The following is a 23,207-nucleotide window of genomic DNA, read 5'->3' as shown; positions in this document are numbered from 1 at the left end:
GCGAAATGGACATTCACGGTGTCTTCGTGTCCCCGCTGCTGGTTTGGGGCGTGATCGCCTTCCTCATCTCTATGGCCGTCCGCTGGGTCCTGCGCCTGGTGGGTGCCTACCGTATGGTTTGGCACCGGCCGCTGTTCGACCTCGCCGTCTACGTCATCGTCCTGGGTGGCGTGGCGGCCCTGTTCGCTCACCACACCCCTCTCCCCTGAGCCCATTTTCCCCAATCCTGGACGCCGCCGCCATGCGCAGCCTCATCACCACCCTGACCCGTCTGGCCGTCACCCTGGTTGTAGTCGCCATCGCTGCCCTGGTGGGCTGGCGCTTCTGGATTTACTACATGGATGAGCCGTGGACCCGCGACGGCCGGGTGCGCGCCGACATCGTCGGCGTCACCCCCGACGTCTCCGGCCTGGTGGACGAGGTGCTGGTGCGGGACAACCAGACCGTGACCCGGGGCCAGGTGCTGTTCCGCATCGACAAGGCACGCTTCACCCTGGCACTGCAGCAGGCGGACGCCGCGGTGGCGGCCAAGAAAGCCAGCTTTGACGAGGCCGTGCTGGAACGGAACCGCTATCAGTCCTTGAGCGCGTCCGCCGTGTCGCGGGAAAAGCAGGAGCAGACGATCGCCGCCGCCCGCGAGGCGGAGGCCGTCTACCTCCAGGCCGTGGCCGACCGCAATGTCGCCAAGTTGAATCTGGACCGGACGGAGGTTGTCGCCACCGTGAACGGCTACATCACCAATTTCGACCTGCGCCCCGGCGACTACGTCACCGCCGGCAAGGCCGTGACCGCCCTGGTGGATAGCGACAGCCTGCATGTGCAGGGCTATTTCGAGGAGACCAAGCTGGGCCGCATCCACGTGGGCGACACCGTGACGGTGCGCCTGATGGGCGATCCCCGGGCCTTCACCGGCCATGTGGAAAGCATCGCCGCCGCCATCGAGGATCGGGAGCGGACGGACGGCAGCAATCTGCTGGCCAACGTGAACCCTACCTTCAGCTGGGTGCGCCTGGCCCAGCGCATCCCGGTGCGTGTGATCCTGGACCATCCGCCCGCCGACCTGCGTCTGATCCCCGGCCGCACCGCCACCGTGGCGGTCGTCGGCTCCGACGCCGTACTGAAGACGCCCCTGACCAGGCTGCCCCATGCCACGGACCCGCAGCAGGCCAACCCGCCTCCTCCAGCTGCGGCGCCCTCGCCCAAGCCCAAGGCGCGCTGAGCAACCCCTCTCAAGGACATCTCGCCGCAGTCTCACGAAACGCCGACAGCCGGCAGGCCGCCGCCCGTTTAAGCGATCAGGTGGCCCCTGGGCTGACGCCGGGGTGGCGCCAGGGGCTGATGGTTCGGAGGGTGTGGGGCGGAATGGCGGCGGTGCCAGACTGGGCGGCTACGGCCGAAGCGACGGCAACGGGCATGCCCAGCGCCGAGGCCATCCGGCGGGCCATCCTGCGGCTGCAGGCGGCGGTGGCCGAGAAACCCACCTCCATCGACATCCGTTTCAATCTGGGCGTCCTGCTGCAGGCTGACGGACGGCGGGACGAGGCGGTGGCGCAGTACCGCCAGGCGCTGATCCTTAACCCGTTCGAGGCGCGGGTTCATAACGCGCTGGGCATCGCGCACCACGACGCCGGCGACCTGGCCCAAGCCATGAGCTGCTTCGAGGACGCGCTGGCCAGCGATCCCGACGATCCCCAGGCCCACAACAACATGGGGCACCTGCTGCAGGTGGAAAACCGCCTGGACGACGCCCTCGCCTTTTTCGACTGGGCGCTGGCCCTGCGGCCCGATTATCCGGAAGCCTTGAACAACACCGGCGTGGTCCTGCAGATGCAGGGGCGGCTGGATCAGGCCATTGACCACTATCGCCGGGCCCTTTCCCTGCGGCCCGACTATGCCGCCGCCCACAAGAACCTGGGCATGACCCTGCTGGCCGCCGGGCGCTATGAGGAAGGCTGGCGGGAGTTCGAGTGGCGCTGGCAGGACGCGCAATTGGCCGCCGCCCGCCGGCCCTTCACCTGCCCGCAATGGCGGGGGGAGGACGCGCCCGGCCGCATCGTGCTGATCCATGCCGAGCAAGGGTACGGCGACAGCCTGCAATTCTGCCGTTACATCCCCCTGGTGGCCCAGCGGGGACTGCGCGTGGTGGTGGAGGTGCCGCTGCCCCTGGTGCGGCTCATGCGCCGGCTGCCAGGGGTGGACCAGGTGGTGGCCCATGGCAGGCCGCTGCCGCCCTTCGACCTGCATTGCCCGATGATGAGCCTGCCGCTGGCATTCGGCACCACCGTGCCGACCATTCCGGCGCCCATCCCTTATCTCACCGCCGATCCGGCGGAATCCGCGGCTTGGCGCCGCCGCTTGGCCGCCGAGGCGCCGGGCGACCGCCGCCCGGTGGTGGGGCTGGTCTGGGCGGGCGCCCCCCGCGCCGACACGCCTGACGTGGCGGTGGCCGACCGCCGCCGGTCCATGGGGTTGGCCACTTTGCTGCCCCTGTTGCAGGAAGACGGCGTCCGCTTCATCAGCCTGCAGAAGGACGCGGCGGAGCAGGACGTGCCCGCAAGCCTGGGCGGCTTGATCGACAGCGTCGCGGATTTCGCCGACACCGCCGCCTTGATCAGCAACCTGGATCTGGTGATCAGCGTCGACACCGCCGTCGCCCATCTGGCGGCGGCCATGGGCGTCAGCGTCTGGCTGATGAACCGCTTCGATAGTTGCTGGCGCTGGCTGCGCGGCCGCGATGACAGCCCCTGGTATCCCACCCTGCGTCAATTCCGTCAGCCGCGCCTTGGGGACTGGGCCAGCGTCGTCCAGTCCGCGCGCACAGCGCTGGCCGTCCCCTTCACCACTGGAATCCGCCCATGACCGCCCGCCCCATGCCCGCCGCGAAACCGCCCCTGACCCCGGGGAACAAGGCCTTCGCCGCGGCGCTGGTCCAGCACAAGGCTGGCCGGCTGGAGGCGGCGGCCGTGCTGTACCGCAAGGCCCTGTCGTTGATGCCGCGCCACCCGGAAAGCCTGCACCTGCTGGGCGTCGTCGCCTTTCAGCAAAAGCGCATGGCGGAGGCGGTGGATCTGATCACCCAGGCGCTGGCCCTGAAACCGGCCTTCCCGGAGGCGCTCAACAACCTGGGCACGGTGCGGGAGGCCACGGGCGACATCGATGCCGCCGCCGACTGCTTCCAGTGTGCCGTGGCGCTGAAGCCCGATTTCGCCGAGGGCCACAACAACCTGGGCAACGCCCTCAAGGCCCAGGGCAGGCTGGAGGAGGCACTGGTCGCGCTCGACCGTGCGCTGGCGCTCCGCCCCGCTTACGCGGAGGCGCACAACAACCGCGGCGTGGTGCGCCGCCTGCAGTCGCGCTGGGCGGAGGCGGAGGCGGGATTCCGCGCCGCCCTGGCGGCCCGGCCCGACTATGTCAACGCCCTCTACAATCTGGGCCTGGTGCTGCGCCTGACCGGCCGGATGGAGGAGGCGCTGACCTGGCTGGGCCAGGCGGTGAAGCGCGCCCCCGACCATGCCGAGGCCTGCTTCAACCTGGGCCTGGTGTTGCAGGATCTGGACCGGCATGAGGAGGCCTTGCCCCATCTGCGCCGGGCGGCGGCCCTGCGTCCCGATGACCCGGTGCCCCATGGCAGCCTGGGCACCACCCTGCAAACGCTGGGTCAGGCGCCGGAGGCGCTGCTGTGCTATCAGCGGGCGCTGGCGTTGAAGCCGGACTTCGCCGACGCCCACAACAACATGGGCCTCATCCTCTACATCCATGGCCGCTATGCCGAGGCGGAGAGCTGCTTTTCCCGCGCCATCACCCTGCTGCCGGATAATCCAAAGACTTACAACAACTTGGGGCTTGCTCTTCTGGCGCAGGGCAAGGGAACCGAGGCGGCGTGCGCCTTCGACCAGGCCATTGATGCCCAGCCGGACTACGCCGAGCCCTACAACAACCTGGGCATGGCCCTGCATGCCGAGGCGCAGATGGACCGGGCGCAGACCCAGATCCAGGCAGCCCTAGCCCTGAACCCGGATTATCCCGAGGCCCACAATAACTTGGGTGCCGTCTTTCAGGCGAAAGGCGAACTTGAGCGGGCCATATCCTGCTTCCGGCGCGCCATCGCCCTGAAGCCCGAGTACGGCGCGTGCCACAACAATCTGGGCATGTCGCTGCTGTCCGCCGGACAGTATGAGGAAGGGTGGCGCGAATATGAGTGGCGCTGGCAGACGCGCCAGATGACGCCCTACGCCCGCCAATTCCCCCAGCCGCAATGGCGGGGGGAGCCGGCGGCCGGCAAGACCATCCTGATCCATGCCGAACAGGGGCTGGGTGACACCCTGCAATTCAGCCGTTACCTGCCGTTGGTGGCGGCGCGGGGGCTCAGCATCACCCTGGCCGTCCAGCCGCAGGTGGCCCGCCTGCTGCGCCCCCTGCCCGGCGTGACCCACATCCTGGTGGAGGGGGAGCCCCTGCCACCCTTCGACCTGCAATGCCCGATGATGAGCCTGCCGCTGGCCTTCGGCACCACGGTCGAAACCATCCCGGCGGCGGTGCCCTACCTGGCCGCCGACGCGGCGAACATCGCCGCCTGGCGCGACCGCCTGGCCGGGGACGGTCCCGGCCTGCGCGTCGGGCTGGTCTGGGCCGGTAACCCTCGGCGCGACCGGCCGGAACTGGCGGCGGTGGATCGCCGCCGTTCCGTGGCGCCGGCGTTGCTGGCGCCCCTGGCCCAGGTGCCCGGCGTGCGGCTCTACAGCCTGCAGAAGGATGCGGTGCCGCCGGCGGACCTTCCCCTGATCGACCGTATGGCCGAGGTGGCGGACTTCGGCGACACCGCCGCCCTGATCGCCAACCTGGACTTGGTGATCAGTGTCGATACCTCTGTCGTTCACCTGGCCGGCGCCCTGGGCAAGCCGGTGTGGGTGATGAACCGCCATGACAGCTGCTGGCGATGGTTCCGAAACCGGAACGACAGCCCGTGGTACCCCACCCTGCGCCTGTTCAACCAGGCGACGCCGGGGGATTGGGATGGCGTGGTGGCGCGGGTGAGCGAGGCGCTGATAAACACGGTAAGCCGGCAACCGGTTGGGCTGGCTGGGGCTTGAACCAGGACCCGAAAATTGTACCGCTAGTCAGGAAATCTGCGGGTCTACCGTGGGGATGGGTGTCAATGGCTCGACCGGTATGATGCGGTCCCTCTGACGGGGCGAACCGCCACCGCTGCCTTTCCCCGCCGTGATCCATTCGACGGCATAATTGGGAGTGTTGTTGTCACTGCTTACCAGGGTGAGGCCCCGGGCGATGGCCATCGCAATGATCAGTCGATCCATTGGATCCTTATGTCCGTCGACCGTCGGTAGGCGCGTCATGTTCAGATAGTCCACAGCGGTAGGGGCGAGGAGAAAGAATCCCGCCTCGTCCACCACCAAGCGCTCAAAATCCTGAAGCAGTCCTTTGGCTTCTGGCCATTGGTTGGCTGAGAGTTTCATGGCCAACTCCTGGGCGGAAGCCAGTGTGGCAAAGACTTGATTGGCTGGATCTTCCAAAGCCAGCCGTGTGTCAGCGGCAAGATTATCCGGCTCGACTAGGGCCCAGAACAGGGCGTGGGTATCTAACAGTAACTTCAAGGCGTTTAGCCTTGCTTAAGACGACTTAGCCACCCCCAGGCGCTTAGGTCCTTTGGGCGCGGTGACCATGCGTTCAGACGATGGGCTGCTCTTGTTAGATAGAACGCGGCCCGCTTCGCCACGGCTTAAGCCATGGACGGTGATCGTGTAGGAAAGCGCCCGGCCCTCCTTGGTGTAGGAGCCGGAAACCGTCCGATCGTCCGCCTGCTTCGACTGCGATTTTTCAGCCATTTCAGCTTCCCCAGCCCGAAGCAATCACCCAGCTAATAATAATCAGGCCTGGGCGCGGCTTGGTCAAGGATGATGATGGGTTTCAGTTGAACTCCGCCAATTCCGCCTCCAGCCCGTGGCTGCGGCAGGCGGCGGTCAGGGTGTTCAGCAGCAGGACGGCGATGGTCATGGGGCCCACGCCGCCGGGCACGGGGGTGATGGCGCCGGCGACGGCTGCCGCCTCGTCATAGGCGACGTCGCCCACCAGGCGGGTCTTGCCGGCGGCGGCGGCCGCGGGATCGCGGGCGGGCACGCGGTTGATGCCCACGTCGATGACCGCGGCGCCGGGCTTCACCCAATCGCCCTTCACCATCTCCGGCCGGCCGACGGCGGCCACCAGGATGTCGGCGGTGCGGCACAGGGCCGGCAGGTCGGCGGTGCGGCTGTGGGCGATGGTGACGGTGCAGTCGGCCTGCAGCAGCAACTGGGCCATGGGCTTGCCCACGATGTTGGAGCGCCCAACCACCACGGCGTGCTTGCCCTTCAGGCTGCCCAGATGGTCCTTCAGCAGCATCAGGCAGCCCAGCGGCGTGCAGGGCACCAGCCCCGGCAGGCCCACGGCCAGGCGGCCGGCGTTGACGACATGGAAGCCGTCCACGTCCTTGTTCGGGTCGATGGCGGCCAGCACGGCGTTGCTGTCGATATGCGCCGGCAGCGGCAGTTGCACCAGGATGCCGTGGATGGCCGGATCGGTGTTCAGGCTGTGCACCAGCGCCAGCAGGTCGGCCTGGGTGGTCGACGCCTCCAGCCGGTGGGTGACCGAGTGCATGCCGGCGGCGTGGGTCTGTTCGCCCTTGTTGCGGACATAGACCTGGCTGGCGGGGTCCTCGCCCACCAGCACCACGGCCAGGCCGGGCTTCAGCCCATGGCGGGCGGTGAGGTCGGCGACCTTGGCGCCGATGCGTTCCCGCAGGCGCCCCGCGAACGCCTTGCCGTCGATGATGTGCGCCATGGCTTGATCCTCCGCCAGCCGAACCCGATAATTGGGCGGGACATTAGCCGCAGCGCCCTGCGGCGCCAATCCCTTGGCGGGCCGCGCCACCCGGACCCAGCCATGCGACACTGACACTGTGACAGGGGCCCGTGGGGTAACGTGGGCCTGTGACACGCCGCCCATCGGCATTTTTATATTTGACGTATAAATTCATATTTGATGTGCTGCGTCCGTCCGGCCCCGCCTGCCGGAGATAAAGAATACCCTGGGAGGGGACATGTCGGACGGCCATCCGCAGCAGCACCAAGCGGCCCCATCGGGAGCCCAGCCGAAATGGGTGGTTCCCATCGCCCTGATCGTCAGCCTGTTCTTCCTGTGGGGCGTGGCCAACAACCTGAACGATGTCCTGATCGCGCAGTTCCGCAAGGCCTTCGACCTTCAGGATTGGCAGTCGGGGCTGGTGCAGTCCGCCTTCTACCTGGGCTATTTCTTCTGCGCCATGCCGGCGGCCCTGTTCGCCCGCCGCTATGGTTACAAGGCCGCCATCGTCTTCGGCCTGGCGCTCTATGGCGTCGGCGCGCTGCTGTTCTATCCGGCGGCGGAACTGCGGGCCTACAGCGCCTTCCTGGGTGCCTTGTTCGTCATCGCCAGCGGCCTGGCCTTTCTGGAGACGTCCGCCAATCCCATCATGACCGTGCTGGGCGACCCGGCGGGCGCCGAGCGCCGGCTGAACCTGGCCCAGGCCTTCAATCCTTTAGGCTCCATCACCGGTGTCCTGGTGGGCCGGCAGTTCATCCTGTCCGGCGTGGAATACACGCCCGAGCAATTGGCCGCGATGTCGCCCGAAGCGCTGGCCCATTTCCGGGATACGGAGGCGATGGCCGCCCAATCCTCCTACCTGGTGCTGGGGTTGCTGGTGCTGCTGTGGGCCCTGGTGGTCTACGCCGTGCGCTTCCCCACCCTAGTCGATGGGCCGGAGGAGGCGGTGGATGACGGGGCGCCCTGGCAGGAGGGCGGCTTCCGCCGGCTGTTGCGCCATCGCCATTTCCTGTTCGGCGTGGTGACGCAGTTCTTCTATGTCGGCGCTCAGGTGGGGGTCTGGAGTTTCCTCATCCGCTATTCCCAGCACAGCGTGCCGGGCACGGGGGAAAAGACCGCCGCCGCCTATCTCACCCTGTCGCTGGTGGCCTTCATGGCCGGGCGTTTCGCCGGCACCGCCCTCATGGGCCGCATCCCGGCGGAACGGCTGATGGGCCTGTTCGCCGGTATCAACGTGGCGCTGTGCCTGGTGGGGGCCTTCGGCGGCGGCTGGCTGGGCCTGGGGGCCATGATCGCCACCAGCTTCTTCATGTCCATCATGTTCCCCACCATCTTCGCCCTGTCCTTGCGCGGCCTGGGCCCGCTGACCAAGCTCGGCTCGTCCTGGCTGGTCATGGCCATTATCGGCGGCGCCGCCATCCCGGTGGTCATGGGGCGGCTGTCGGATGTCACGTCCATCGCCGTCGCCATGGTGGTGCCGGGCTTCTGCTTCGCCGTGGTGGCCGCCTTCGGCCTGGCCGGGCGCGGCCTGCCGGCGGGGGAGCGTGACGGCCGGCTGAAGATCGTGGCCACGCATTGAGTTCCCCGCCATGATCGACGCCCATCAGCACATCTGGCGCCTGGGCCGCCATGGCTGCGCCTGGCCCACGCCGGACCTGGCCGTTATCCACCGCGACCATGACGGGGCGGAGCTGGAGGCCCTGGCCGCCCCGCTGGGCGTCACGGGCAGCGTGCTGGTCCAGTCCCAGCCCTGCGACGAGGATACCGATTATCTGCTGGCCGAGGCGGCGGCCCATCCCTTCATCCTGGGCGTGGTCGGCTGGGCCGATCTGAAGGCGGCGACGGCCCCCCGGCGCATTGCCGCCCTGGCGGAACAGCCCAAGATGCGCGGTCTGCGCCCCATGCTGCAGTCCCTGCCGGTGGACTGGATCGCCGATCCGGCCGTGGATGCGGCGGCCCGCGCCCTGGTCGCGCAGGACCTGACCTTCGATGCCCTGGTCCTGCCGCCCCACCTGCCGGCCTTGCTGGGGTTCGCCCGGCGGCATCCCGGTTTGCCCATCGTTATCGACCATGGCGCCAAACCCCACATCGCGCGCTGCGAGATCGAGCCCTGGGCGGCAGATATGCGGGCTCTGGCCGCCCTGCCCCAGGTCCATGCCAAGCTGTCCGGCCTGCTGACCGAGGCCGGCACCCGCACCACGGTCGAGGCGTTGAGGCCCTATGTCGACCTCCTACTCGATGCCTTCGGTCCCGACCGGCTGATGTGGGGCAGCGACTGGCCGGTGCTGAACCTGGCGGGCGACTATGCCGGCTGGCTGGACATGGCGCGCGGCCTGGTGCCGGCTGCGGCCCATGCCGCCGTCTTCGACGGCACGGCGCGGCGCTTCTACCGTCTTTAAAGCACGTCCTCGACCAGGCGGGCGCCCCATTCGCCCAGGCGCTCATCCAGGCCGCGATGGCGCCACGCCTCGGGATCGATGGCCTTGGCATGGGTCAGATCCTGCTGGAACATGGCCTCCATCTCCCGGCCGAAGCCGGCGCCCAGCACCACGGCGTTGATTTCATTGTTGAAGGCCACGCTGCGCCAGTCGAGGTTGGAGGAACCGACGGTGGACCAGTCGCCATCGATGACCGCCGTCTTGGCGTGCAGGATGGCGTCGGCGTATTCGTGGATGTGCACGCCGGCCGCCAGCAGCTCGCTGTAATAGCCGCGCCCGGCCATGACCGACAGGGGGCTGTCGCTGGGGCCCGGCACCAGCACGGTCACGTTCACACCCCGCCGCGCCGCCTGGCACAGCGCGCGGGCCAGGCCCGGCGTCGGCACGAAATAGCCGGTGGTCAGGTGAATGGAGGTGCGGGCCAGCGCCACGGCCACCAGCAGGCTGCGATAGATCAGGGGCCGCCCCTCCGTCGGCGCGCCGCTGAGGGCCTGCAGGACCGTTTCGCCCGGCCGGGTGCGCGGTGTGAGCGGGGGCGCGCTCAGCGGCGGGGCGGCATCTGGCCCTTGGGCCTGGCGCTGCTGCGCCCACGTTTGGGCATACAGGCCCTCGAACTCCGCCACCACCGGGCCGGCGACGCGCACGTCGGTATCGCGCCAGGGCCGCTGTTCGGGGTCCTGGTTCTCCGCGCCCCTGCTTTGCTCCCCGGGGCCCGCATGGTGGCGCCGGTCATAGACCGCGCTGATGTTCACGCCGCCCACGATGGCCACGGCATTGTCCACGATCAGCAGCTTGCGATGGTCGCGGCGGTTGACGTCCAGGGTCAGCAGTGCCGCCGGATCGATGGGGTTAAATGCCAGCAGGTTGACCCCGCCCTGGCGCAGGCGGGCGAAGACGCTGTCCGGGGTGTCCTGCGACCCCCAGGCGTCATAGATTAGGTTGACCTCCACCCCTTGCGCCCGCTTGGCCACCAGCTTTTCCGCGAAGCGTGACCCCTCCACCCCATCGAACTCATAGCTTTCCATGTCGATGCGGGTGCGCGCGCCATCCAGGGCGGCGTCCATGGCGGCATAGGTTTCGCTGCCGCTGCGCAGCAGGGTGACGCTGTTGCCGCCGACGAAGGGCGCGCCACCGATGATCTCCCCCTGACGACGCAACAGGTCCAGCCGGCCGGCGGCATCCGCCGTGGCCAGCGCCTGGGCGATGTCGGGATCGGCCGAAGGCAGCGCGGCGCAGCCGGCGAGGCTGCCGACCAAGGCAAGGGTGATAAGGGTGGTCTTGACGAAGCTTAGGCGGGGCGGCATGGGCACGGATCGTGCCACCGCCGCCCGCCGCTGGCCATTTCGACCAGCGGCGGAATGGGCCCCGATTTCCGGCTTAGATAGGCGTACTACCAGTGGCGGAGGCTTACCTCAGCCACTGGAGGCCGGCGACCACCGGCACCCGGCGAGTGTGGGGAATTTTATAAAACTTCTTACGCCGTCCAGCCGCCGTCGATGACGTGGATGGCGCCGGTGGTGAAGGCTGAGGCGTCGCTGGCGAGGTAGAGCGCCAGTTCCGCGATCTCCTCCGGCCGGCCCAGGCGGCCCATGGGCTGGCGGGCGACGAAGGCGGCCTGCGCCGCGGCGTAGTCGCCGGTGGCGGCCAGGCGTTCATCCAGCGAGGGGGTCTGCACCGTACCGGGGCAGATGGCGTTGCAGCGCACGCCCTTGCCCACGAAGTCGGCCGCGACCGATTTGGTCAGGCCGATGACGGCGGCCTTGGTCGCGCCATAGGCGAAGCGGTTGGGCACGCCCTTGATGGAGCTGGCGACGGAGGACATGTTGACGATGCTGCCCCTGCCCGCCTCCAGCATGCCGGGCAGGAAGGCGCGGATGGTACGGACCATGGCGGTGACGTTCAGGTCCCAGGAGAAGTCCCAGGCGCCGGCATCGCATTCCAGGATGGTGCCGGCATGGACGAAGCCGGCGCAGTTGAACAGCACGTCGATGGTGCCGACTTCCGCCGCCAGGGCGGCCACGTCCGCGTCGCTGCGCACGTCCAGCCGGCGCTGCCTGCAGCCCGCCACCTCGGCCAGCTTATCGGTGTTGATGTCGGTGGCGTAGACGGTGGCCCCTTCGCGCGCGAACAGCTCTGCCGCTGCCCGGCCGATGCCCTGCGCGGCCGCGGTCACCACCGCCGTCTTTCCCTCTAAACGTGCCATGAGAGTCTTCCTTTGTTCCTCAAACGCCGGCGGGGCATCCGCCCCTTGGCTATCTCGTTGCGCCCTGCGCGATCCCTGCGGGCTAAGCGGCCCGCGTGGGCAGGCAGGCGGGGCCCACCGGCTCGAACGATTTGTAGGTCAGGATGAATTCCTGGTGGCCCAGGGCCTCGGACACGGTGCGGTTGCCCGCCGCCGCCGCCTCGACCAGGCCCAGGATCTCGGCCCCCACCTCATCCAGGGTGGCCTTGCCCTCCAGGACGCGGCCGGCGTTCACGTCCATGTCGTCCGCAAGCCGGGTATAGGTTTCCGGGTTGGCGCAGACCTTGATGACGGGGGAGATGGCGGAACCGACGACCGAGCCGCGGCCGGTGGTGAACAGGATGACGTGGCTGCCCGACGCGATCAGTTCCACGATCTCCGCATTGTCGGAGATGTTGGGGAAGCCGAAGCGCGGCTCACCATCCGGCACCACGTCCATGAGGTACAGGCCACCGGACGGTGGGATGTCGCCTGGCTTGATCAGGCCGGTGATGGGCGAGGAGCCGGACTTGGAATAGGCGCCCATGGACTTTTCTTCCTGGGTGGTCAGGCCGCCCTCCGCATTGCCGGGGGCGAAGCTGCCGAAGCCCATGATGGTGTAGTAGCGCTCCGCCTTCTGCACGCAGGCCTCGATCTCCGCGCCCAGTTCCGGCGTGACGGCGCGGTCGGACATGATGCGCTCGCAGCCCACCAGTTCGCCCGTCTCCTCGAAGATGCAGGTGGCGCCGGCCTCGACCAGCCAGTCGAAGCAGCGGCCCACGGCCGGGTTGGCGGTGATGCCGCTGGTGCCGTCAGAGCCGCCGCAGATGGTGCCCACCACCAACTCATGGCGCGCCATGGGCGCCACCGGCGTCTGGCCGGCGATGGCCTTCAGTCGGCCCACGGCCTCGCGGCCCGCCTCGATGGTGGCCCGCGTGCCGCCGGCCTGCTGGATGACCAGGGTTTCCACCGGCCGGCCGCTGGCGGCCACGGCCTGGCGCAGGGCCTCGCGGTTGAAGCTCTCGCAGCCCAGGGACACCAGCAGCACGCCGCCGACGTTGGGGTGGGTGCACAGCTTGGTCATGATCTGGAAGGCGTAGCTGTTGGGATAACAGCCGGGGAAGCCGATCAGGTGCACGTCCATGTCGTCGCTGAGCGTGACGATGCGGCGGGCCACATGGTGGGCGCATTCCACCAGATAGGCGACCACGATGACGTTGCGGATACCCTTGCGCCCGTCGCTTCTCAGAAATCCACGCATCTCGCCCATATCAGTGGCCCCCTTCGCTGCCGCCGACCACCTGTCGTGTATGGCTGGCGATGTAATCGCTTTTCATGTTGTGCATGTGGACATGGCCGCCGACGTCCACCGCGGCGGTCATGGACCCGATGGGCGCGCCGTACTTCAGCACCTTGTCGCCGGCGGCCAGGGCGCGCCGGGCCAGCTTGTGGCCCACGGTCACGTCCTGGGCCGCGGTGACGGGCGTGCCGTCGATGTCCAGGGCGTCGCCGGCGCGGATGGCGGCGCGAACGACCAGCACATTGTCATCCGGATGCAGCAGGATGAGGGGGGAGATGGGCGTGCTCATGCGGCTTTCGTCGTGTTGGGAGTTAGCGGGGCGCGGTTGGGGCGGTGGGAATGGGGGCCTCGGGGTGCAACAGGCCATCATCGCGCAGGGCTTGCCACAGCGCCGGCGGGATGGCCGTGTCCATCAGGGCGCGGGTGTGGGCCACCTGTGCTGAGTCCGCCATGCCGGGGATGACGCTGGCCACCACCGGGTGGGCCAGGGGGAACTGCAGGGCCGCGGCCGCCAGCGGCACCCCGAACCGGTCGCATGCCGCCTCCAGCCGCCGCACGCGGTCGACGATGGCGGCCGGCGCGGGCTCATAATTGTAGTACAGCGGCGCGGCCCCCCGGGTGCCGTTCACCAGGATACCGGAATTGTAGGGGCCGCCGACGATGACCTTCACCCCCCGGGTGGCGCAGGCGGGGAAAAAACTGTCCAGCGCCGTCTGTTCCAGCAAGGTGTAGCGCCCGGCCAGCAACACCACGTCGAAGTCGGCGTGCCCCATGGCCTCCAGGCACACCTGCCACTCATTCACCCCCAGGCCGATGGCGCGCACCGCCCCTTGGTGGCGCAGTTCCCGCATGGCGCGATAGCCGCCGTCCAGGAATTGACGGAAATGGCCGGCGTGGGCGTCGCCGTGGGTGAGCGTGCCCAGGTCGTGGGCCAGCAGCAGGTCGATGCGGTCGCGGCCCAGCCGTCGCTGGCTTTCGGCGTAGGACCGCATGATCCCGTCATAGCTGTAGTCGAACACCGGCTCAAACGGCGCGGCGTCGGCGAAGCCGTGGCGCACCGGCCCGGCGTCCGGCGCCACCGGCACCAGCACCCGCCCCACCTTGGTCGACAGCAGCAGCTCTTCCCGGGGGTCCAGGTCGGCCAGCACGGCGCCAAGGCGGCTTTCGCTGAGGCCGAAGCCATAGTGCGGCGCCGTGTCGATATAGCGGATGCCGGCATCCACCGCCGCCGCGACGGCGGCGCGGGCGGCACCCTCCTCCACCCGCTGGTACAGATTGCCGATCGCGGCCGCGCCGAAACCCAGGGGCGGCAGTTCTGGACAATGGGGGGTGAAGATTGGAAAGGCGTCCATTCGGCTACCGCTGCTAACTCCCGGGGCGGGGTGATTTTCATTCATATACGAAATCACCTTCCGCATATAAAATCGGTGGCGGCGGCCCCGAAGTCAAGCGCGCTCACCATATCTTGCCCGGCGCCGCGCCAGGTGGCATAGCCCAAGAAGCGCAATTTACAGGCGGATACCCGCGATGACCGTCGACGCCCCCCTGCCCGACCTCGACACCCCCGACGACCTCGCGGCCGATAGCGGGGCGGAGGCTGTACGCAAGTACCGGGCGCCGGCGCTGGAAAAGGGGCTGGATATCCTGGAACTGCTGGCCAGCCATGGCATGCCCATGACGCCGTCGCAGATTTCCGCCCGGCTGGGCCGCTCGGTCAGTGAGCTGTTCCGCATGATCCAGGTGCTGGAGTTTCGGGGCTACATCGCCCCGGCCACGACGGCGGACGGCTATGAACTGACCAACAAGTTGTTCACGCTGGGCATGGCGCGGGCGCCCGTGCGCACTTTGCTGGAGGCGGCGTTGCCGCTGATGCGCGACCTGACCCTGGCCATCGGCCAGTCCTGCCACCTCGCGGTGGCGTCGGACGACCAGATGGTGGTGGTGGCGCGCATCGAGAATCCGGGGCATCTGGGCTTCTCCGTCCGCCCCGGCTATCACCGCAGCCTGGTGGAGGCGACGTCCGGTGTCGTGCTTTATGCCTTCCAGTCGCCGGATACCCAGGCCGTGTGGCGGGCCATGCTGGAGCGGGCTGTGGGGACGGACCGGGTGGCCCGCTTCATTGACCGTGCCGGGGCGGTTCGCGCCCGGGGGTATGAGCAGGCGGCCAGCGACTACGTCATGGGGGTGATGGACCTGTCCACCCCGGTCATCGGCCCCACCGGGGCGGCGGTGGCGGCGCTGACCGTGCCCTTCGTGCAGCACACGCCCCTGGTGCGGCCGTTGGCCGATACCATCGGGTTGTTGCAGACCACCGCCCGCCAGATCGCGGGGGAACTGACGGAACGGGTTTGAGGATGGCCGCCCGCGTTCCTGGCGCGCCCCGGCCATGGGGAGCCATGCACGCAGAAGGGGTGCGTGACGCGGCCGGTTTATGCTAGACCCGCGTAACTTCCTTCCAAATAATGCTCGCCTGCCTTGAGGAATAGTTCGCCGTGACGACGCAGCCGCCCCCCGCCCTTCACAGCCCCTATGTCCTGGTCCTGACCTGCCCCGACGTGAAGGGCGTGGTGGCCGCCGTCTCCAGCTATCTGGCGGACAACGACGCGTCGATCACTGAATCCAACCATTTCAACGACCAGCTGAACAACAGCTTTTCCATGCGCACGGCCTTCCGCCCCGATGGCCCAGGTTTCCCGGATCTGGAAAGCCTGCGCCAGGGCTTTCAGTTGATTGCCCGCCGGTTCCGCATGGATTGGCAACTGGTGGACATGACGGTGAAGCCCAAGGTGGTGATCGCCGTGTCGAAGTTCGGGCACTGCCTGTACGACCTGCTGCACCGCGCCCGCTCGGGCTCCCTACCCATCGACATTCCGGCCGTCATCTCCAACCACGACGACATGCGCTCCTTCGTGGAATGGAGCGGCATCCCCTATCACCACCTGCCGGTGAAGGGCGACCCGATGAAGCGGGACAAGGCGGCCCAGGAGGCCGCGTTCATGGACGTGGTGAAGCAGACGGGCGCCGACCTGGTGGTGCTGGCGCGTTACATGCAGATCCTGTCGGCCGACCTGTGCGGGCAATTGTCAGGCCGGTGCATCAACATTCACCATTCTTTCCTGCCCAGTTTCAAGGGGGCCAAGCCCTATCACCAGGCGCACGCCCGCGGGGTGAAGCTGATCGGCGCCACCGCCCATTATGTGACCACCGATCTGGACGAAGGCCCCATCATCGAACAGGGGATCGAGCGGGTGGACCATACCCAGACGCCGGAAGATCTGGTGGACATTGGCCGTGATATCGAATGCGCCGTCCTGGCCCGTGCCGTGCGCTGGCATATCGAGCGCCGCATCCTGGTGACCGGGCAGAAGACCATCGTCTTCAGCTGATCCCCAAAAGGCGGAAGGGCGGGACCAGCCCCGTGGCCAGTCCCGCCCCCTCCGAACAGATCAGGGACCTGTCAGATCAGATCCGCTGATCAGTGAGGCGCCACGCCCGTGGTGGTCGAGGTGCTGACCGAGCCGTCGACCTTGGCGGAGGTGCCGGCCACGGAGGCGGTTTCGTGGCTGCGCACGCTCGCCCGGTTTCGGGCGTTCACCCCGTGCTTGTCGCTGGGCGCCCCGCCACTGGCGTCAGCCGACAGGCTGGCGCCATCCTTGGTCGTGACCTTGGGGGCCGCTTCCCCAGCGGGGACCGAGACCGTGGGCGCCGGGGCGCTGGCGGTGACACGGGTGCTGCCGGTGGTCTGGGTCGTTCCGGCGGCGGTGCCGTCCGTCACGCCCATGGCGCCGGTCACGGTGCCGTTCTGCGCTTCCTGCGTGGTGGCCGCGGCGTTGACGGCGGCGTTGGTGTTCGCCTTCGCCGCTTCCGTCGCGGTGTCCGTGGTGGTCTTCACTGTCGTGGCGGCGCTATCCACCGCCCGGCCGGCTTGGTTGACGGTGCCGGTGGCCGCCTGGCTGGTGGCGCGGGTGGCCCCCTGGACGGCGCCTTGGGTGGTCCCCTGAGCGTTTAAGGAGGTCCCGATCCCGGTGCCGCCCAGGTTGGCGCCGGCGGCGGTGTTCAGGGTGCTGTTCACGCCACCGGTGACGGCCCCGGTGGCATGACCGCCGATCAGTTGGGCGTTGGCGGCCCCGGCCAGCAGGGTGGCCATGGCCACGCCACTCAGCAGAAGACGGGTGTTCATGATGCTCCTCCGTATCGCGGTGTGGCGGGCGCTTTTGAATGTTGGCGCCCGCCCTTGCTACGGAGGGCAGTTCAGCAAGCGATGATGGCGGCAATTCGGCAAATGATGGGAATTAATGGGCTGAATCCTTGCCGCCTTATCCAGCGCTTTTAAAATATTCCAAGAGATTTTATAGCGCTAAGGGTAAACGGCGGTCAGCCATTCCGCCACCAGCGCGGGCTTTTCCTGTCCCTCGATTTCCACGGTGACGGTGCGTGTCAACAGCCAGCCGCCGCCTTTTTCCTCAACCTCCGTCAGGACCTGGTGGCTGCGCACGCGGGCGCCGGCCGGCACCGGGGCCAGGAAGCGCATTTTGTTGAAGCCGTAATTCACCCCCTTGCCCGCGTCGCGCACCTGCAGCGTCTGGTCGCTGAAGGGCGCCAGCAGCGACAGGGTGAGGAAGCCGTGGGCGATGGTGCCGCCCAGCGCCTCTGTGGCGCGCGGCACGTCGACATGGATCCACTGGTGGTCGCCGGTCGCGTCGGCGAAACGGTTGATGCGGTCCTGGTCCACCACCATCCAGTCGGACGGGCCCAGGTCGCGCCCCACCAGGCCGGGCAGTTCCACCATGTCGACAACCAGCATTTCCTGTTCGCTCCTCTCCGTATCATTCGCGCCGGCCCAACCCGGGGCCCAGGGCGCGTGCGGGGGCAGGATGCCAAATTGGCAGGGCAAGGGCACGGACTATGCAGTTCCCCAACGACACCATTCCCCTACCATGGTCATCCATTCCAGCCCGACGAACGGATCGCCCATGACCGCCACCGTCCATCCCGACGATGCCGCACCCGAGGGCGTGGTAATTAAGGGGGCCGCCCCGGATGAGGGGCCCGGCCGCTCCGTTTCCACCGAATTCCGTCGCGGCTTGGCCGCCATGATGCCTATCCTGCTGGGCGTGGCGCCCTTCGCCCTGGTCCTGGGGTCGCAGGCGGCGATGAAGGGGCTGAGCCCGCTTGAGGTGGCGCTGATGTGCGGCCTGAACTTCGCCGGCGGGTCGGAGTTCGTGGCCATCGAACTGTGGCGCAGCCCGCCGCAGATCGCGCTGATCGCCGGCATGACCCTGCTGGTCAACTGCCGCCACCTGCTGATGGGCGCGGCCTTCGCCCGGCATCTGCGGTCCCTGCGCCCTTGGCAGGCGGCCCTGGTTCTGTTCGTCATGGCGGATGAGACCTGGGCCTTGGGCATGGACGACGCGCGACGCCGCATGGCGGCCACCGGCCGGCCGGGGATCAGCCTGCCCTACTATGCGGGCCTGGCCGTTTCCCTGTACGTCGCCTGGGTCGCGGTGACGGTGGCCGGTGCCGTGGTCGGGCCGGTGCTGGGCGACCCCCACGCCTATGGTTTCGACATGGCCTTCACCGCCGTCTTCCTGGTGCTGGTCCGGGGGATGTGGAAGGGCTGGCGGCGCGCCCTGCCCTGGCCCGTCAGCCTGGGGGTCGCGGCGGTCACCCATCTGCTGGTGCCCGGCGCCTGGTACGTGCCGGCGGGAACGCTGGCCGGCCTGGCCGTCGCCTATGTCGTCGCCGGACATGAAACGCGGGAGGCCGCGCCGTGAATGATCTGGCCCGCTACGTCGCCCTGGATGTCCCGTCGCTGCTGGCGATCCTGTCCATGATGGCGGTGACCTACGGCACCCGTGTCGCCGGCTTCCTGGTGCTGCGCAACCGCAGCCTCAGCCCCCGCGCCACCGCGGTGCTGGAGGCGGTGCCGGGGGCCGTGCTGATTTCGGTCATCGCGCCGGCCTTCACCACCACCAACCCGGCCGACCTGGCCGGCCTGGCGGTCACACTGGCCATGGCCTGCCGCTTCCCCATGCTGCCCACGGTGATCGTGGGGGTGGCCGCCACCGCACTGTTGCGCCATGTGCTTTAAAATGAAGCGGCGGGCGCGTGCCGGTTGATCTGCCGGGATGCCGTAGGCATCCTCGTTGTTCAACAAACCCGTGGGGGACAGGACCATGATCGAACTCGTCATCGACCAGCGGCGGCGCGACCTGGGCGGGTTCGAGGTGGGGCGCATCCTGCCCGTGGCCCAGCGCCGCCATGTCGGCCCCTTCGTCTTCTTCGACCATATGGGCCCGGTGGAGTTTCCCAAGGGCATCCCGCTGGAGCGGGATGTGCGCCCGCACCCCCACATCGGCCTGTCCACCGTCACCTATCTGTTCGATGGTGAGATCATGCACCGCGACAGCGTGGGCTCCGAACAGGCCATTCGCCCCGGTGAGGTCAACTGGATGACGGCCGGTAGCGGCATCACCCATTCCGAGCGGTTTGAGAAGGCGCGGGCCGAAGGCGGCCCCCTGCACGGCATCCAGGCCTGGGTGGCCCTGCCCGAGGCGGACGAGGAAACCGACCCCAGTTTCCACCACTATGGCGTGGACGACCTGCCGACCTACGAGCATGGCGGACTGTGGGCCCGGCTGGTGGCGGGTGAGGCCTTCGGCGCCAAGGCCAAGGTCAAGACCCACTCCCCGATGTTCTACGTGCATTGGGTGCTGCAGCCCGGCACCAAGGCGCAACTGCCGGCCGAGTATCCGGAGCGCGCGGCCTATGTCGCCGTCGGTTCGGTGGAGGTTGAGGGCAGGACGGTAGAGGCCGGCCACATGCTGGTGTTCGCGCCCGGCCAGCCGGTGCTGTTCACCGCCGTCACCCCCGCCGTGGTCATGCTGCTGGGCGGGGAGCCCCTGGGCCAGCGCTACATCGACTGGAACTTCGTCTCCTCCCGCAAGGAGCGGATCGAGCAAGCCAAGGCCGACTGGCGCGCCGGCCGCATGAAGCTGCCGGATCTGGACGACAAGGAATTCATTCCGCTGCCAGGGTAAGCCGGTGCGTGACGGCGTTACAAACGCACGGCGCTGACGACGATGCCGTCCTCGTCGGCATAAAGCCAGGCGCCGGGGGTGAACTGCACGCCGCCGAAGGACAACGGCACGTCCGCCTGGCCGGCCCCCGTTTTGGTGCTTTTCTTCGGGTTGGTGCCCAGCGCCTTGATGCCCAGGTCGATGTGGGCCAGGGCCACGCTGTCGCGCACGGCCCCCCACAGCACCAGGCCGGCCCAGCCGTGCTTGAACGCCAGGCCGGCGATGACGTCGCCCACCAGGGCGGTGCGCAGCGACCCGTGGCCGTCCACCACCAGCACCGCCCCCTCGCCCGCCTCGGACAGCGTGTGCTTCAGCAGGGCGTTGTCCTCATGGCAGCGCACGGTGCGGATGGGGCCGTGGAAGGAGGTCCGCGCCCCGAAGGAGCGGAACTGGATTTCACAGCTTTGCAGGCTGTCCTCATAGGCGTCGACCAAGTCAGCGGTGCGGTGGGTCATGGCCGCTCTCCCTTTTCTGCCCGGGCCCCTTTCTGCCGGGCGCCGGAAGCCCTTATCTTATCGCGTCCACCAGGATCAGGCTCTCACAACTTTATAAATCTATTTTTGTGGGAAGCTCTCGCAAAAAGATGTATGAGAAAGCGGTAAGCCTGTACGCGCTTAAGTTGTTGCGCGGCGGGTCGCCGCAAGAGCAGCCCTGGAGGACAGCATGTACAATACCGCCACTTTCCCCGTGCCGGATGGCACGACGATCAAGATCAACGGTTTCACCAATTCGGCCTATTGGGCCCAGCGCATCGTGATCGAGGTCACCGGCCAGCAGCCGATCACCTGGAACGGCACCGGCGCCCAGGACAACAAGCTGGTGGGCCAGGTGGTCATCCCCCCCGGCAACGGCCGGACGGTCAGCATCACCATGTCTTATGATCCAGGTGGCGGTTTCGCTCCCTCCACCGTCGTCAAGATCCCCTTCGATGACCCCAGCCTGACCGGTTTCGTCATCGGTGGCCAGGATGCCGGCGGCCGCCCCAACGGCCCGGCCAGTTGGAACACGGTGGCCTTCGTCTATTGGGCGAAGGGCTATTAATCCCGTGCCGCCCTGAAGGAACCCCCGGATGGCGGACCATCCGGGGGTTTTCTTTTAGCGGGACGACGGTTCAGGCCGCTTCACGGTTCTGGGCCAGGCGATCCAGCAGGGTGTCCTGCTGGTCGATCAGTTCCTGGGGGATGTCGCCACCGAAGCGGCCGAACAGCTCGGACTGGTCGCGCAGTTCCGTCTCCGCCTCCACAGGGTCCACCGCCATGACGGTGTCGAACTGGTCGCGGCCGAAGTCCAGGCCGTCCCAGGTGAGGTCCTCATACCGCGGCGTCAGGCCGAACAGGTTTTCCGCCGTCTCGGGCGCCCGGCCGTGGACGCGCTCCACGATCCATTTCAGCACACGCATGTTGTCGCCGAATCCCGGCCAGGCGAACTTGCCCTCGTGATCCTTGCGGAACCAGTTGACGCGGTAGATGCGCGGCAGGGTGTCGATCTTGCCGGCCATGTCCAGCCAATGGCGCCAGTACTCCGCCATGTTGTAGCCGCAGAAGGGCAGCATGGCGAAAGGATCGCGGCGGATGGCGGCCTGGCCCACGGCGGCGGCGGTCGCCTCCGACCCCAGGGTCGCCGCCCAGTACACGCCCTCGGTCCAGCCACGGGTCTCGAACACCAGGGGGAAGGTGCGCGACAGCCGGCCGCCGAAGATGAAGGCGCTGATGGGCACGCCGGCGGGGTCCTCCCAGGCTGGGTCGATGCTGGGGCACTGGCTGGCCGGGGCGGTGAAGCGGGCGTTGGGGTGCGCCGCCTTGCGACCGCTGGCGGGCGTCCAGTCCTTACCCTCCCAGTCGATCAGGTGGGCGGGCGGCGTTTCGGTCAGACCCTCCCACCACACATCGCCGTCATCGGTCAGGGCGCAGTTGGTGAAGATGACATTGGCGTGCAGGGTCAGCAGCGCGTTGGGGTTGGACTTCAGGCTGGTGCCCGGCGCCACGCCGAAGAAGCCCGCCTCGGGATTGATGGCGCGCAAGGTGCCGTCCGGCGCCGGCTTGATCCAGGCGATGTCGTCGCCGATGGTGCGCACCTTCCAGCCGTTGAAGGCGGCGGGCGGCACCATCATGGCGAAGTTGGTCTTCCCACAAGCCGAGGGGAAGGCCGCCGCGACATAGGTCTTCTCGCCTTCCGGGCTTTCCACGCCCAGGATCAGCATATGCTCCGCCAGCCAGCCCTCTTCCCGGCCCAGAACGGAGGCGATGCGCAGGGCGAAGCACTTCTTGCCCAGCAGCGCATTGCCGCCGTAGCCGGACCCGAAGCTGATGATCTCATGCGTCTCGGGAAAGTGGACGATGTACTTGTGCTTGGCGTTGCAGGGCCAGGCCACGTCCTTCTGGCCGGGGGCCAGCGGCGCGCCCACGGAATGCAGGCACTTCACGAAGTCGCCATCGCCCAGCTGGCGCAGCACGCCCGCGCCCATGCGGGTCATGATGCGCATGTTCACGGCGACATAGGGGCTGTCGGACAGCTGCACGCCGATATGGGAAATGGGGGAGCCCAGGGGCCCCATGCTGAAGGGCACGACGTACAGCGTGCGGCCGCGCATGCTGCCCTTGAACAGGCCCTGCAGCGTCTGGCGCATTTCGGCGGGATCGGCCCAATTGTTGGTGGGCCCGGCCTCCTCCGCCGTCGGGCTGCAGATGAAGGTGCGATCCTCCACCCTGGCGACGTCGCCGGCATCGGACCGGCAGAGGAAGGAATTGGGCCGCTTGGCCGGGTTCAGGCGGATGAAGGTGCCCTGGGCCACCATCTCCTCGCACAGCCGGTCATATTCTTCCTGGCTGCCGTCGCACCAATGGACGGCGGCCGGCTGGCAATGGGCGGCGACCTCCCCAACCCAGCTCAGCAGGGCTTGGTTGGTGGTGGGGGCGCCGGTAAGGGAAGAGGATAGGGTGACGGTGCTGCTCATGGAATTCTTCTACCTTTCGATCCGCGAAACCGCTGGCGGCGGACCTGGCGGGCCCCGTCCTGTAGAGGCCTGGGGCGGGCGCCGGCCGGTCGGCGAAAAGCGGCAAATAGGCGGAATCGTTCCGGAAAGGGCCATCGGCTGCGGCCTTATGCCATGAAACGACGCCGCGCCGCTTTTTCCGGGCGCAGACGGTCATAAGGGGTATGGGGCTGTAAAAAGGCGCGGTGCTGACCGTTGACAGGTCAACTATGGACGCGCGCCTCCCCGGCATCGGGCAGGCCGGATGCACCGGGGGCATATCCCCGTGAGCGGGATCGTCGATGGATTCCGTGGGTGGAGGTCATTGTGCGCTACTCCCCGA

Annotated in this window: 24 protein-coding genes; 12 read left to right on the top strand and 12 right to left on the bottom strand. The window is 68.1% G+C overall.

Features of this window, described 5'->3' with window-relative positions; genetic code table 11:
* Positions 1-5: 5 nt before the first annotated feature.
* The 4 genes from FBZ90_RS17825 (at position 6) to FBZ90_RS17810 (ending at position 5,090) form a co-directional block, all read left to right on the top strand.
* Entirely contained in the window at positions 6-209 is a 204-nt protein-coding gene (locus FBZ90_RS17825) for a DUF1656 domain-containing protein (RefSeq protein ID WP_246130473.1), read from the top strand.
* Positions 210-241: 32 nt separating this feature from the next.
* On the top strand, positions 242-1,219 hold the full coding sequence (locus FBZ90_RS17820; protein ID WP_145734168.1) for an efflux RND transporter periplasmic adaptor subunit: 978 nt from the start codon (positions 242-244) through the stop codon (positions 1,217-1,219).
* Between the two features lie 143 nt (positions 1,220-1,362).
* Positions 1,363-2,859 (top strand): tetratricopeptide repeat protein, encoded by a 1,497-nt coding sequence (locus FBZ90_RS17815; protein WP_186455878.1) that lies wholly within the window; start codon positions 1,363-1,365, stop codon positions 2,857-2,859.
* A complete protein-coding gene (locus FBZ90_RS17810) occupies positions 2,856-5,090 on the top strand; it encodes a tetratricopeptide repeat protein (protein WP_145734164.1) in 2,235 nt (744 codons plus the stop codon). The genes FBZ90_RS17815 and FBZ90_RS17810 overlap by 4 nt, the downstream gene beginning before the upstream one ends.
* A gap of 27 nt (positions 5,091-5,117) precedes the next feature.
* Here FBZ90_RS17810 and FBZ90_RS17805 read toward each other — a convergent pair whose 3' ends face one another.
* The 3 genes from FBZ90_RS17805 to folD form a co-directional block, all read right to left on the bottom strand.
* Positions 5,118-5,612 (bottom strand): type II toxin-antitoxin system VapC family toxin, encoded by a 495-nt coding sequence (locus FBZ90_RS17805; protein ID WP_145734161.1) that lies wholly within the window; start codon positions 5,610-5,612, stop codon positions 5,118-5,120.
* A gap of 15 nt (positions 5,613-5,627) precedes the next feature.
* A complete protein-coding gene (locus tag FBZ90_RS17800) occupies positions 5,628-5,843 on the bottom strand; it encodes a hypothetical protein (RefSeq protein ID WP_145734159.1) in 216 nt (71 codons plus the stop codon).
* 82 nt (positions 5,844-5,925) lie between these two features.
* On the bottom strand, positions 5,926-6,834 hold the full coding sequence (gene folD, locus FBZ90_RS17795) for a bifunctional methylenetetrahydrofolate dehydrogenase/methenyltetrahydrofolate cyclohydrolase FolD (RefSeq protein WP_145734158.1): 909 nt from the start codon (positions 6,832-6,834) through the stop codon (positions 5,926-5,928).
* A 259-nt stretch (positions 6,835-7,093) separates the two neighbouring features.
* Between folD and fucP the strand changes: the two genes are divergently transcribed.
* A complete protein-coding gene (gene fucP, locus FBZ90_RS17790) occupies positions 7,094-8,434 on the top strand; it encodes an L-fucose:H+ symporter permease (protein ID WP_145734156.1) in 1,341 nt (446 codons plus the stop codon).
* A 10-nt stretch (positions 8,435-8,444) separates the two neighbouring features.
* Entirely contained in the window at positions 8,445-9,254 is an 810-nt protein-coding gene (locus FBZ90_RS17785; protein WP_145734154.1) for an amidohydrolase family protein, read from the top strand.
* Here FBZ90_RS17785 and FBZ90_RS17780 read toward each other — a convergent pair.
* The 5 genes from FBZ90_RS17780 to FBZ90_RS17760 form a co-directional block, all read right to left on the bottom strand.
* Entirely contained in the window at positions 9,251-10,597 is a 1,347-nt protein-coding gene (locus FBZ90_RS17780) for a phospholipase D-like domain-containing protein (RefSeq protein WP_145734152.1), read from the bottom strand. The genes FBZ90_RS17785 and FBZ90_RS17780 overlap by 4 nt on opposite strands.
* Positions 10,598-10,767: 170 nt before the next feature.
* A complete protein-coding gene (locus tag FBZ90_RS17775) occupies positions 10,768-11,496 on the bottom strand; it encodes an SDR family oxidoreductase (RefSeq protein WP_145734151.1) in 729 nt (242 codons plus the stop codon).
* 82 nt (positions 11,497-11,578) lie between these two features.
* Positions 11,579-12,775 carry a UxaA family hydrolase gene (locus tag FBZ90_RS17770; RefSeq protein ID WP_211102135.1) on the bottom strand — a complete coding sequence of 399 codons (1,197 nt, stop codon included), beginning with the start codon at positions 12,773-12,775 and terminating at the stop codon, positions 11,579-11,581.
* A 10-nt stretch (positions 12,776-12,785) separates the two neighbouring features.
* Positions 12,786-13,103, bottom strand: a complete 318-nt coding sequence (locus FBZ90_RS17765; RefSeq protein WP_145734147.1) for a UxaA family hydrolase — start codon at positions 13,101-13,103, stop codon at positions 12,786-12,788.
* 22 nt (positions 13,104-13,125) lie between these two features.
* The gene (locus FBZ90_RS17760; protein WP_145734145.1) at positions 13,126-14,166 is read right to left on the bottom strand and encodes an aldo/keto reductase; all 1,041 of its coding nucleotides are present in this window, start codon (positions 14,164-14,166) and stop codon (positions 13,126-13,128) included.
* Between the two features lie 175 nt (positions 14,167-14,341).
* Here FBZ90_RS17760 and FBZ90_RS17755 point away from each other — a divergent pair, with 175 nt between their 5' ends.
* Positions 14,342-15,166: an IclR family transcriptional regulator gene (locus FBZ90_RS17755; RefSeq protein ID WP_145734143.1), complete on the top strand. Its 825-nt coding sequence runs from the start codon at positions 14,342-14,344 to the stop codon at positions 15,164-15,166.
* Positions 15,167-15,306: 140 nt separating this feature from the next.
* On the top strand, positions 15,307-16,200 hold the full coding sequence (gene purU, locus FBZ90_RS17750; RefSeq protein WP_246130472.1) for a formyltetrahydrofolate deformylase: 894 nt from the start codon (positions 15,307-15,309) through the stop codon (positions 16,198-16,200).
* Positions 16,201-16,289: 89 nt separating this feature from the next.
* Here the strand turns inward: purU and FBZ90_RS17745 are convergent, their stop codons facing one another.
* On the bottom strand, positions 16,290-16,994 hold the full coding sequence (locus FBZ90_RS17745) for a hypothetical protein (RefSeq protein ID WP_145734141.1): 705 nt from the start codon (positions 16,992-16,994) through the stop codon (positions 16,290-16,292).
* Between the two features lie 177 nt (positions 16,995-17,171).
* Positions 17,172-17,618, bottom strand: a complete 447-nt coding sequence (locus FBZ90_RS17740) for a MaoC family dehydratase (protein WP_145734139.1) — start codon at positions 17,616-17,618, stop codon at positions 17,172-17,174.
* Between the two features lie 169 nt (positions 17,619-17,787).
* Here FBZ90_RS17740 and FBZ90_RS17735 point away from each other — a divergent pair, with 169 nt between their 5' ends.
* From FBZ90_RS17735 to FBZ90_RS17725, 3 genes are all read left to right on the top strand, one after another.
* Positions 17,788-18,588: an AzlC family ABC transporter permease gene (locus FBZ90_RS17735; RefSeq protein WP_211102134.1), complete on the top strand. Its 801-nt coding sequence runs from the start codon at positions 17,788-17,790 to the stop codon at positions 18,586-18,588.
* Positions 18,585-18,905 (top strand): AzlD family protein, encoded by a 321-nt coding sequence (locus tag FBZ90_RS17730; RefSeq protein ID WP_145734138.1) that lies wholly within the window; start codon positions 18,585-18,587, stop codon positions 18,903-18,905. The genes FBZ90_RS17735 and FBZ90_RS17730 overlap by 4 nt, the downstream gene beginning before the upstream one ends.
* Before the next feature lie 85 nt (positions 18,906-18,990).
* Positions 18,991-19,854 carry a pirin family protein gene (locus FBZ90_RS17725; protein WP_145734136.1) on the top strand — a complete coding sequence of 288 codons (864 nt, stop codon included), beginning with the start codon at positions 18,991-18,993 and terminating at the stop codon, positions 19,852-19,854.
* Between the two features lie 17 nt (positions 19,855-19,871).
* Here FBZ90_RS17725 and rraA read toward each other — a convergent pair whose 3' ends face one another.
* Positions 19,872-20,348 carry a ribonuclease E activity regulator RraA gene (gene rraA / locus FBZ90_RS17720; RefSeq protein WP_145734134.1) on the bottom strand — a complete coding sequence of 159 codons (477 nt, stop codon included), beginning with the start codon at positions 20,346-20,348 and terminating at the stop codon, positions 19,872-19,874.
* 208 nt (positions 20,349-20,556) lie between these two features.
* Between rraA and FBZ90_RS17715 the strand changes: the two genes are divergently transcribed.
* The gene (locus tag FBZ90_RS17715; RefSeq protein WP_145734132.1) at positions 20,557-20,934 is read left to right on the top strand and encodes an SRPBCC family protein; all 378 of its coding nucleotides are present in this window, start codon (positions 20,557-20,559) and stop codon (positions 20,932-20,934) included.
* Positions 20,935-21,004: 70 nt separating this feature from the next.
* Here the strand turns inward: FBZ90_RS17715 and FBZ90_RS17710 are convergent, their stop codons facing one another.
* Positions 21,005-22,846, bottom strand: coding sequence for a phosphoenolpyruvate carboxykinase (GTP) (locus FBZ90_RS17710; protein WP_145734130.1), 1,842 nt, complete (start codon positions 22,844-22,846; stop codon positions 21,005-21,007).
* Positions 22,847-23,207: the final 361 nt, after the last annotated feature.

The sequence above is a fragment of the Nitrospirillum pindoramense genome, assembly GCF_007827955.1.
In the GTDB taxonomy this organism is placed as follows: Bacteria; Pseudomonadota; Alphaproteobacteria; order Azospirillales; family Azospirillaceae; genus Nitrospirillum; species Nitrospirillum amazonense_B.
This window is presented reverse-complemented; position numbering and strand designations above follow the sequence as displayed.

Bases quoted from the DNA above. Each gene is read 5' to 3' on its own strand.
- FBZ90_RS17825 (WP_246130473.1), top strand. From the start codon at position 6: ATGGACATTCACGGTGTCTTCGTGTCCCCGCTGCTGGTTTGGGGCGTG.
- FBZ90_RS17820 (WP_145734168.1), top strand. From the start codon at position 242: ATGCGCAGCCTCATCACCACCCTGACCCGTCTGGCCGTCACCCTGGTT.
- FBZ90_RS17815 (WP_186455878.1), top strand. From the start codon at position 1,363: ATGGCGGCGGTGCCAGACTGGGCGGCTACGGCCGAAGCGACGGCAACG.
- FBZ90_RS17810 (WP_145734164.1), top strand. From the start codon at position 2,856: ATGACCGCCCGCCCCATGCCCGCCGCGAAACCGCCCCTGACCCCGGGG.
- FBZ90_RS17800 (WP_145734159.1), bottom strand. From the start codon at position 5,843: ATGGCTGAAAAATCGCAGTCGAAGCAGGCGGACGATCGGACGGTTTCC.
- folD (WP_145734158.1), bottom strand. From the start codon at position 6,834: ATGGCGCACATCATCGACGGCAAGGCGTTCGCGGGGCGCCTGCGGGAA.
- fucP (WP_145734156.1), top strand. From the start codon at position 7,094: ATGTCGGACGGCCATCCGCAGCAGCACCAAGCGGCCCCATCGGGAGCC.
- FBZ90_RS17785 (WP_145734154.1), top strand. From the start codon at position 8,445: ATGATCGACGCCCATCAGCACATCTGGCGCCTGGGCCGCCATGGCTGC.
- FBZ90_RS17780 (WP_145734152.1), bottom strand. From the start codon at position 10,597: ATGCCGCCCCGCCTAAGCTTCGTCAAGACCACCCTTATCACCCTTGCC.
- FBZ90_RS17775 (WP_145734151.1), bottom strand. From the start codon at position 11,496: ATGGCACGTTTAGAGGGAAAGACGGCGGTGGTGACCGCGGCCGCGCAG.
- FBZ90_RS17770 (WP_211102135.1), bottom strand. From the start codon at position 12,775: ATGCGTGGATTTCTGAGAAGCGACGGGCGCAAGGGTATCCGCAACGTC.
- FBZ90_RS17765 (WP_145734147.1), bottom strand. From the start codon at position 13,103: ATGAGCACGCCCATCTCCCCCCTCATCCTGCTGCATCCGGATGACAAT.
- FBZ90_RS17760 (WP_145734145.1), bottom strand. From the start codon at position 14,166: ATGGACGCCTTTCCAATCTTCACCCCCCATTGTCCAGAACTGCCGCCC.
- FBZ90_RS17755 (WP_145734143.1), top strand. From the start codon at position 14,342: ATGACCGTCGACGCCCCCCTGCCCGACCTCGACACCCCCGACGACCTC.
- FBZ90_RS17745 (WP_145734141.1), bottom strand. From the start codon at position 16,994: ATGAACACCCGTCTTCTGCTGAGTGGCGTGGCCATGGCCACCCTGCTG.
- FBZ90_RS17740 (WP_145734139.1), bottom strand. From the start codon at position 17,618: ATGCTGGTTGTCGACATGGTGGAACTGCCCGGCCTGGTGGGGCGCGAC.
- FBZ90_RS17735 (WP_211102134.1), top strand. From the start codon at position 17,788: ATGACCGCCACCGTCCATCCCGACGATGCCGCACCCGAGGGCGTGGTA.
- FBZ90_RS17725 (WP_145734136.1), top strand. From the start codon at position 18,991: ATGATCGAACTCGTCATCGACCAGCGGCGGCGCGACCTGGGCGGGTTC.
- rraA (WP_145734134.1), bottom strand. From the start codon at position 20,348: ATGACCCACCGCACCGCTGACTTGGTCGACGCCTATGAGGACAGCCTG.
- FBZ90_RS17715 (WP_145734132.1), top strand. From the start codon at position 20,557: ATGTACAATACCGCCACTTTCCCCGTGCCGGATGGCACGACGATCAAG.
- FBZ90_RS17710 (WP_145734130.1), bottom strand. From the start codon at position 22,846: ATGAGCAGCACCGTCACCCTATCCTCTTCCCTTACCGGCGCCCCCACC.